General features: G+C 59.6%; 8 protein-coding genes and 1 riboswitch. Of the genes, 1 reads left to right on the top strand and 7 read right to left on the bottom strand.

Features of this window, described 5'->3' with window-relative positions:
- Positions 1-757 precede the first annotated feature (757 nt).
- Positions 758-1,756, top strand: coding sequence for an integron integrase (locus ABEA08_RS18675; protein WP_345336918.1), 999 nt, complete (start codon positions 758-760; stop codon positions 1,754-1,756).
- Here ABEA08_RS18675 and thiH read toward each other — a convergent pair.
- The 7 genes from thiH to ABEA08_RS18640 form a co-directional block, all read right to left on the bottom strand.
- Positions 1,753-2,889, bottom strand: a complete 1,137-nt coding sequence (gene thiH / locus ABEA08_RS18670; RefSeq protein ID WP_345336917.1) for a 2-iminoacetate synthase ThiH — start codon at positions 2,887-2,889, stop codon at positions 1,753-1,755. The two genes, ABEA08_RS18675 and thiH, sit on opposite strands and share 4 nt — an antisense overlap.
- A 7-nt stretch (positions 2,890-2,896) precedes the next feature.
- Positions 2,897-3,658 (bottom strand): thiazole synthase, encoded by a 762-nt coding sequence (locus ABEA08_RS18665; protein ID WP_345336916.1) that lies wholly within the window; start codon positions 3,656-3,658, stop codon positions 2,897-2,899.
- Positions 3,659-3,667: 9 nt separating this feature from the next.
- Positions 3,668-3,865, bottom strand: a complete 198-nt coding sequence (gene thiS / locus ABEA08_RS18660; RefSeq protein WP_345336915.1) for a sulfur carrier protein ThiS — start codon at positions 3,863-3,865, stop codon at positions 3,668-3,670.
- Entirely contained in the window at positions 3,862-4,638 is a 777-nt protein-coding gene (locus ABEA08_RS18655; RefSeq protein ID WP_345336914.1) for a HesA/MoeB/ThiF family protein, read from the bottom strand. The genes thiS and ABEA08_RS18655 overlap by 4 nt, the downstream gene beginning before the upstream one ends.
- Positions 4,631-6,292 (bottom strand): thiamine phosphate synthase, encoded by a 1,662-nt coding sequence (gene thiE, locus ABEA08_RS18650; protein ID WP_345336913.1) that lies wholly within the window; start codon positions 6,290-6,292, stop codon positions 4,631-4,633. Before thiE ends, ABEA08_RS18655 begins: the two co-directional genes overlap by 8 nt.
- Entirely contained in the window at positions 6,289-8,289 is a 2,001-nt protein-coding gene (gene thiC / locus ABEA08_RS18645; protein WP_345336912.1) for a phosphomethylpyrimidine synthase ThiC, read from the bottom strand. The genes thiE and thiC overlap by 4 nt, the downstream gene beginning before the upstream one ends.
- A 106-nt stretch (positions 8,290-8,395) precedes the next feature.
- A riboswitch (TPP riboswitch) is annotated at positions 8,396-8,516 on the bottom strand.
- 75 nt (positions 8,517-8,591) lie between these two features.
- Positions 8,592-9,317, bottom strand: a complete 726-nt coding sequence (locus ABEA08_RS18640) for a prolipoprotein diacylglyceryl transferase (protein WP_345336911.1) — start codon at positions 9,315-9,317, stop codon at positions 8,592-8,594.
- Positions 9,318-9,340 lie beyond the last annotated feature (23 nt).

The following is a 9,340-nucleotide window of genomic DNA, read 5'->3' as shown; positions in this document are numbered from 1 at the left end:
TTTAGTGTTAATCCAGTCATGAACTAGACTGTAGATCATACTGGATAAACATCCAGATTAAGTTATTTATCTAACTGAATTCTTTGTGTTTAAAGCTTCCCCGGGCTTGCCCGGCAAGTACAACGCTCCCAACAGGGGACGAGCGTAGCGAGATCCCGCGCACGCAGTGCGCATTTCTGATTGGGCTTGTTATATGAACGAGTCACCCTTCCAACTCATCTATACGTTTGAGCTTTCTATGAGATAGAAAAGTGACTATTAATGCAACAACCTGAAAAACAAAAAAAGCGTATACAACCCCCTGACCTCAACATGCCCTTCTTTCAGGTACTTAATCAGTGAAAGAGCAAAAAGAACGATCATTAGTAGAGCCTCGTAGAAAATGAACATTCTATATTTAACTTTCATTGCCCCCTCCGAACCTGTCCGAGTAATATAACAGTATATTATGCGGAATTTCCATTTATCCCGCTGCTCTAAAACCCAGACAATGTAGCTAAGTGCCTACAATGCTTACCAAAATGTCACCATCGGCGCTTATGAACCTTGGCGAAAGCGAGAACAGCGTTAAAAGCGCGCCATTAGTGTTAGCGAACACCAACCCATAAGAAATTGATATATATGGGTTACATTATTCAAATTCCGGTTGGCACGGCGCATTAACACTCTCACGGTCTCCACCTAGCCACTTGATCTTCGCAGGTTCTCACCTATAACTGTATTTATATACAGTTATGGCTAACGATCGAGGTTACAAATGAGTGCCAGTCCTTTTATCCGCCAAGTTCGGGAAGCGTTGCGGGTACGACACTACGCATTACAGACAGAGAAAACTTACCTTTTCTGGGTTAGACAATTCATACGCTTCAATAACTTACGCCATCCCTCTGAGCTAAGCAACCCAGAGATAGAGGGCTTTTTGAACTATCTTGCCAATGTGCGACAGGTCAGCGCTTCGACTCAGAATCAGGCGTTGTGCGCACTGATCTTTATGTACCGTCATGTCATTGACAAGCCCATTGAGGGATTGCAGTTTGGCCTTGCAAAGCGGCCAAAGAATCTTCCTACTGTCCTGTCAGCACACGAGGTCAATCAAATAATGGCGCACCTGAGCGGCGAATATTGGCTCATTACTGCATTGCTTTACGGAAGTGGTCTTCGGATCCGCGAAGCACTCAGACTTCGGCTCAAGGATATTGATATTGAGAGTCGCTCTCTTTTTATTTTTCGCAGCAAACATCAGAAGGATCGCTACTCCCTTCTGCCTGAGTGTGCCATTGCAGCTATTCAATCTCAGATCGAGCACGTGGAAGCTCAGCACAGGGCCGATTTAGCAAAAGGAGAAGGCCGAAGTTCGGTACCACCGGCCTTGTATCGAAAATATCAGCACAGCCTGAACAGCCCTGCGTGGCAATACCTGTTTCCCTCATCAACGATCTGTGTTCACCCCTATGACGACTATCGTTGCCGCCACCATAAACATCGCAGTGCCTATGCCAAGCGGCTTCGCCAAGCGGTTATCGCAGCGGGCACGCGGAAACGCGTCACCGCCCATACCTTTCGCCACTCCTTTGCTACCCATTTATTACAAAATGGTACTGACATTCGTACAGTGCAAACGCTGTTGGGCCACAGTGATCTGCGCACGACGGAGATCTATACCCATGTGGCGGGTCAACGCCATGCGGGAACCCTCAGTCCGGCCGATCGTTTGGTGGCGAACACCACCAATGTGCCTACTTTCATCCCGTCTTAACCCGAATAGGCCCGATCCCAGTCCTTCCACACCGGTTGCAGTCCGCTGGCCGCGATGGCACCGGCCACGGATTGGGGTGATCGGTCATCGTCGATGGAGAACTGCTCCAGATCGTCCGAGGGCTCGGCGTAACCGCCGGGTCGGGTGCTGGATGCAGCCGAGACTGTGGTGATCCCAAGCGGGAACACGTTGTCTCGAAAGTGTTCGGATTCTCGGGTCGACAGGGAGAGATCGATCTCCGGGCCAAACAACCGCAGTGCGGCGATCAACTGCAACAGTTGTCGCTCGCCCACCGGCGAAACCGGATCCCGCTCCCCCGGCATCGCACCCTGCCCCTCGCTGGCACAGGGACGAATGCGCGGAAAAGAGACGGAATAACGGCTGCGCCAATAGGTGCGCTGCAGATAGTCGAGATGGAGCGCCACCATAGCCGCTTCAACCCGCCAGTTGGCGAGCCCCAACAGGGCGCCAATGCCGATCTTATCGACGCCTGCCTGACCCAGCCGATCCGGGGTTTCCAGCCGATAGCGAAAATCGGTTTTATTGCCACGCAAGTGGTGCTTGGCATAGGTGCGCGGGTGGTAGGTTTCCTGATACACCATGACCGCGTCGAGACCCAAGGCTTTGAGCTCGGCATATTGCGCGGTCTCCAGCGGCTGCACCTCCATCTGCAGGTAGGTGAACTGGGCTTTAACCCTGGGCAACATACGGCGGAAATATGCCATGCCGACCTTGCGCTCATGCTCGCCGGTGACCAACAGGATGTTGTCGAACCCCATGGCTTTGATGGCCGACAATTCGGCTTGCAGCTCATTCTCATCCAGGGTGTGGCGCTTGATGCGGTTACTCATGGTAAAGCCGCAATAGTCGCACTCATTGGCACAGAGGTTGGACAGGTACAGCGGCACATAGAGGCCGATATTGTTGCCAAACCGCTGCCGGGTCAGCCGCTGAGACGCCGACGCCATCGACTCCAAGAAACCGTCGGCGGCCGGGGAGATCAGCGCTAGGAAGTCCTGCCAATCCCGCTTGGACTTTGACAGCGCGCGCTGAACATCGGCGGCCGTCTTACTATTGATGCGCAGCGCCAGATCGTCCCAATCCTGTTGCTGCCAAAGCTCGTAAAAACTCATCTCTCGTTCATCCCAAAAAGCCTGTTAAGGGACTGGAGGCCTCGGCCTGAGTGAGCACCTGACCTAGGCCCGACTCGTAGGCGGTGCGCCCCGCTGCGACTGCCTGTTTAAAGGCCCGGCCCATGGCGATGGGATCGCCCGCCACGGCCATGGCGGTATTCACCAGTACGGCATCGGCCCCCAGCTCCATCGCCCAGGCGGCGTGGGATGGCGCGCCAATGCCCGCATCCACCACCACGGGTACGCTGGCCTGCTCGATGATGATCTTAAGGAACGCTTCGGTCTTGAGTCCCTGATTGGAGCCGATCGGCGCGCCCAGCGGCATCACTGCGGCACAGCCCACCTCCTCCAGCCGCTTACATAACACGGGATCGGCATGGCAATAGGGCAACACCACAAAGCCGTCGGCGCACAGGGCCTCGGCCGCCTTGAGGGTTTCAATAGGATCCGGCAGCAGATAGCGCGGATCCGGGTGGATCTCCAGTTTTAGCCAGTTGGTCCCCAGTGCTTCACGGGCCAGGTTGGCAGCGTAGATCGCCTCCTCGGCGGTCTTGGCCCCCGAAGTATTGGGCAGCAGATCCACCCCCAGTGCGTTGAGGGGCGTGAAGATATCCCCCTGGGCACCGGAGAGATCAACCCGCTTCAGCGCCAGGGTCACCAAGCGGGAGCCGGAGGCGGCGATAGTTTCCTGCATCAAGGCATTACTGGCAAACTTGCCGGTGCCGGTTAACAGGCGGGAATCAAAGGTTTTGTCGGCGATGGTTAACATACGTCGTCCCTACCCTCCTGCGATCACGGAAAAGATATCGAGGGTGTCGCCCTCGGCGATGGCCGTGTCGGCCCAGGCCGTGCGGCGTACCACGGCACCATTGCGCGCCACAGCCACGCCGGGCTTGTCCTGGCCCATCTCGACCAGCAGTTGGCCGACGGTGACTGCCGCCACGGTTTTGCGTTCCTGATTTAAGGTGATATTCATACTCTTTCCTCTGCAGCGCTGCCACACAAGGGGCAGTCGTCGGCTTTGGCTAGCTTGAAAGCCTGCCAGTGAACAGTCAGTCCGTCGAAACGGTGCAGCTTGTGCTCCGGCGGCAGCCCCAGCAACAGTCGCAGTGCCATCAGGGCCTGCAGGGTGCCGACCGCGCCGACCACGGGCCCAACCACGCCCGCCTCGCGGCAGGATGCGGCGTCGGCCGAATCGGCGGGATCGCTGAAGCAGGCAAAGCAGGGGGCGTCGACTGCGCCGGGCTCGATCACCATCAGCTGGCCCTGCCAGCCGATGGCGGCGCCGCTGATCAGCGGCACGCCCGCTCGAACACAGGCGCGATTGATGGCATGACGACTGGCGAGGTTGTCGGTGCAGTCGAGTACCAGATCGATCCCCGCTAGACGCTTTGGTAACCCCTCGGCACTGGCCATCTGGGCCAGCGCTTCCACCCGGATCCCGGGATTGTGCTGCTTGGCCCAGGCTTTGGCCGCCTGGGCCTTACTCTGGCCGATCTGATCGGCGCGGTAGAGCGTCTGCCGGGGCAGATTGGACAGGGAGATCCGATCGCCATCCATCAGCACCAGCGCGCCACGCTCGCCAGCGCCAATACCAGCACCGGCGAGATACTGCAGCGCGGGGCAACCCAATCCACCCAGGCCGATCACCAACACTCGTTTGTCGGCGAGACGCTGCTGTCCTGCCTCACCCCATTCAGGCAGCAGGAGCTGGCGACCGAAACGCAGGTACGCTTCATCGTTAAGCATGGGCCGTACACTCCGGACTCAGCGTCTGGGTCGGCAGGGTTGGCGCCGAGTCAAAGGCCTGCTGCAGTGCCGTCAGCGCGGCGCCGATATCGTCCGCTTGGGTCACGGCCCGCACCACGGCGATGCTGCCGACGCCACTCTTGGCCACCTCGAACGCTCGGGGAATGTCTATCCCGCCGATCGCCACCGCCGGCCGGTGGGGCTGGACCAGGGCGACATACTTGCTGAGTCGTTCCAAGCCTTGGGGCGCCGAGGGCATGGCCTTAGTCGGCGTCGGGAAGATGTGGCCCATGGCGATATAACTGGGCTGCAGGGCGTGGGCACGCAGGATCTCATAATAGCCATGTGTGGAGAGACCGAGCTTGAGGCCCGCGCGCTGGATGGCGGCCAGATCAGCCACGGCCATGTCCTCCTGCCCGAGATGCACGCCGTAGGCACCGTGCTTGATGGCCAACTGCCAATAATCGTTAATAAAGAGGCGCGCCTCGAAGGCATGACCCAATGCGATGGCGCGGGCAATGTCTTGCTCCACCTCATCCGCCGACTTGTCCTTGATCCGCAGCTGCAGGGTTTTCACTCCCAGCGTTAACAGCTGCTCGACCCAATCGACACTGTCGACAACAGGATAAACGCCCAACGCCGCCACATCGCAGTCGGCGAATGGGATTGCGGTGTTGCTCTGCTCTGTTCCCCCCGAAGGTATGTAGGCATCACGATCGGTCAGCAATGGAGCGTCTAACCCATAGGCCCGGCGTAAAGCGCTGCCCGGCAAGGGAATGCGGGGAAAGCTTTCCAATTGCGTCGGCCAGCCGGTACGGGCCAGTGGGCCCGGCCCATCACCGTATTGCTGCGACGCGACCAGACCGTTATGCAGGTAAGCCCGCACCACGCACAGCGCATCTTCGAGCACATAGTCCTGAGCCAGCACCGTGGCCAAAGCCGACGACAGGGTACAACCGCTACCATGGGTGTTGTGGGTCGCAATGCGGGGGCCGTCAAACAGCGCCTTGCGCTCGGCGCTGTAGAGCAGATCGACACAACGTGGTGCGTCCTTGTCGCCGTGGCGATGCTCGCCTTGGACAAACAGGTGGCCGCCCTTGGCCAGCACCGCGCGGGCACCCCGTGCTAACAACTGCTCACAGGCCTGGACCACCGCCCCGGGCGAGTCGATCACCACACCGGTCAGTGCCGCCAGCTCATCGCCGTTGGGGGTGATCAGATCGACATAAGGCAGCAGGGCGTCAAATTGATCCGACGCCTCCACCGTATTTAACATGGCGCCGGAGCTGGCCACGAGCACGGGATCCAGCACGATGGGCGGCAGCGCGCCTTGCCCTTGTGCAGCGCCGGCGGCAAACCAGTCCGCCAGCAATGTCGCCTGAGCCGGACCGGTCAGCAGGCCGATCTTGATCGCGCTGGGTTTCAGATCGGCCCACAGGGTATCGAGCTGGGCAATAAAGCCGATATCCGAGACGGGCTCGACGTGATCCACCGCCACCGAGCTTTGCGCGGTCAAGGCGGTGATCACGCTGCAGCCGTGACCACCCAGATCCTGGATCGTGAGCAAGTCAGCCTGAATGCCGGCGCCGCCGCCGGAGTCGGAGCCGGCGATGGTCCAGACAATGGGCCGCTTTGCCGTTGCTACTTGGCTCATACGCCCTCCTCCGTGCTGCTCACCTCGGCGTAGAGCTGGGCGCCGCTGTCACGGAACTCCTTGGCCTTGGCAGCCATGCCGGCTTCGGCCACCCGCTCGCTGGCAGGGCCGTCGGTGACGTCCTCCACCTCGATCAAACACTCAGGATTGGCCGCAGCATAATCGCGTACCTCCTGGGTGATCTTCATCGAGCAGAACTTAGGACCACACATGGAGCAGAAGTGGGCCACCTTGGCGCTTTCTTGCGGCAGGGTCGCGTCGTGATAGGCCTTGGCGGTTTCCGGATCCAGCGACAGGTTGAACTGATCGTCCCAGCGGAATTCGAAGCGGGCCAGAGAGAGGGCGTTATCGCGGATCTGCGCACCCGGATGGCCCTTGGCCACGTCGGCGGCGTGGGCGGCGATCTTATAGGCGATCAGGCCCTCTTTCACGTCTTGCTTGTCCGGCAAGCCCAGGTGCTCCTTGGGCGTCACATAACAGAGCATGGCGCAGCCATACCAGCCGATCATCGCCGCGCCAATGCCGGAAGTGAAGTGATCGTAACCCGGTGCCACATCGGTGATCTGCGGCCCTAGGGTATAAAACGGCGCTTCCATGCAGTCGGCAAGCTGCTTCTCCATGTTGATCTTCACCAGGTGCATCGGCACATGGCCCGGGCCTTCGATGATGGTTTGCACATCGTACTGCCAGGCCACCTTGGTCAACTCACCCAGGGTCTCCAGCTCGGCGAACTGGGCGCGATCGTTGGCGTCAACAATGCCGCCGGGACGCATGCCATCGCCCAGCGACAGGGAGACATCGTACTGGGCGCAGATCTGACAGATCTCCTCGAAGTGCTCATAGAGGAAGTTTTCCTTGTGGTGGAACAAGCACCACTTGGCCATGATGGAGCCACCACGGGACACCATGCCCACCACCCGGTTGGCGGTCATGGGCACATAACGCAGCAGCACACCGGCGTGGATGGTGAAGTAATCCACCCCCTGCTCGGCCTGCTCGATCAGGGTGTCGCGGAACACTTCCCAGGTGAGATCTTCGGCGACGCCGTTGACCTTCTCCAGCGCCTGGTAGATGGGCACGGTACCGATGGGCACCGGCGAGTTACGGATGATCCACTCGCGGGTCTCGTGGATATGCCGGCCGGTGGACAAATCCATCACGGTATCGGCGCCCCAGCGGCAGGACCACACCAGCTTCTCCACTTCCTCTTCGATGGAGGAGCTGACGGAGGAGTTGCCGATGTTGGCGTTGACCTTCACCAGGAAATTACGGCCGATGATCATCGGCTCCGCTTCCGGGTGGTTGATATTGGCCGGAATAATGGCTCGGCCCCGGGCGATCTCGTCGCGGACAAATTCCGGCGTGATGGCCTCGGGCAGGTTGGCCCCGAAGTTTTGCCCCGGATGGGCCTTTTTCAGGATCTCATTGCGCACCCGATCCCGCCCCAGGTTTTCCCGAATGGCGACGTACTCCATCTCCGGGGTAACAATACCGGCGCGGGCGTAGTGCAGTTGGGAAACGTTGTTACCCGGCTTGGCCCGGCGGGGCTTGGGCAGGTGGTCGAAACGCAGGTGATCGAAGCCGCCATCGGCCAGACGCTGCTGGGTAAAGTGGGAGCTGACGCCCGGCAGTTCCTCGGTATCATCCCGCTCCAGCACCCAGTCACGGCGCAGGGGCGGCAGGCCCTTGCGCACATCCAGCTCGCTGGCCGCGTCGCTGTAGGGGCCGGCGGTGTCATACACGGGAATGGACTCGTTATCCCGGGTGATGGGATTGTCTTTATCGCCGCCTATCACGGAGGGCGCCAGGTGAATTTCCCGCATGCCGACGCGAAGATCATCGCGAGAGCCAGTCAGGTACAATTTTTCAGAATTGGGAAAGGGGTGGCCTTTGAGGTTGTCCAGGTATTGCTGGGCCTCGGCGCGCACCTCTCTTGGGTTTACGCGGCCATGCTTACGTGCAGGGGCAATGGCCTGCGGTGTTTCGGTGCTCGACATAACAATCTCCGGATAATCCATTGGGAAATTGCCTGTCGGACGTGAGCCTGTTGGCGAACAAATTCTGCGCCCCCGAGTGGGGATGGAGTCCGATCTCACACTGAGTTCGGGGGCGTTGCTTGTTTTCCTACGCCGGTATTAGCCGGTTCAGGTTCCACGGATCCCGCTTTCGCGATCTCAGCCTGCAGCACTGATAATCAGGCATTTAGGCACTCCGACAAGACCCGGGCAGTATAGACAACAAGTCCGTCCCATCACAATAGCGCCGCTATCGACGCAACAAAAATGACGCGGCCGTAACATCAGCGCTTGGGCCAATAGTCGCGCAGAGCGGCCTGGCGCTGACGTAACGCGCAGCCACTCGACGGCACCCAAACCTGATAGCCATTTTGCGCCTTGTCCAACGGATCGTCGCCCACTTCAGAACAGTTGCCTTTGACTTGGCTCAAGCGGTTGCCGTTGGCGAGCCGCTGCTGCCATTCGATGGCGCGATTGGAGCCATGGGGATCGATCAAGGCGGCGCGCTCGGCGCTCGTCAGTGGAGCCCGGTCGATCGGCCCGCGCTTTGGCCGAACAAAGGGCTGAGCGGAGAGGTAGCCGCGTGCCAATTGCTGTGGGGAGGGGATCGGACCGCGCGCGCGTTGCGTTTGCGCCGGTTGACTGGTCGCCGTTGATTGAGCCGGCCGCGCCGACTCAGCCGCTGCCGGGCGCTCCGCATTCATCCGCTGGGGTTCCTGTGGCCTTGGCCGCGCCATGCGCTCCCCACGCTCATCGGGGACAACCGGCGCCTCATCTGCCTCATTGTTAGCGGGCGCGGGCGCCAACCGCTCAACCGCGTCAGACGTGAGCGGTAGCGCTTTCGCCTGCTCTACTCCCGCGGCCGGTGGGAGATAAAGGTAACTCTCTAACGCTGGAACATCGGGACGCGCCAGCGGGATCTCAGTGCGCCATTGGCTGATGGCCCAGAGCAGCACGATATGGCCTAGGAGCGCCAAGAACAGTGATCTCAGCTGAACACGCTTATGCATCTGGCCATCCATTCCTTTGTTGG

Source organism: Ferrimonas pelagia, assembly GCF_039543565.1.
Lineage (GTDB): Bacteria > Pseudomonadota > Gammaproteobacteria > Enterobacterales > Shewanellaceae > Ferrimonas > Ferrimonas pelagia.
The sequence above is the reverse complement of the archived record's forward strand: the minus strand, read 5'-3'. Positions and strand labels throughout refer to the sequence as shown.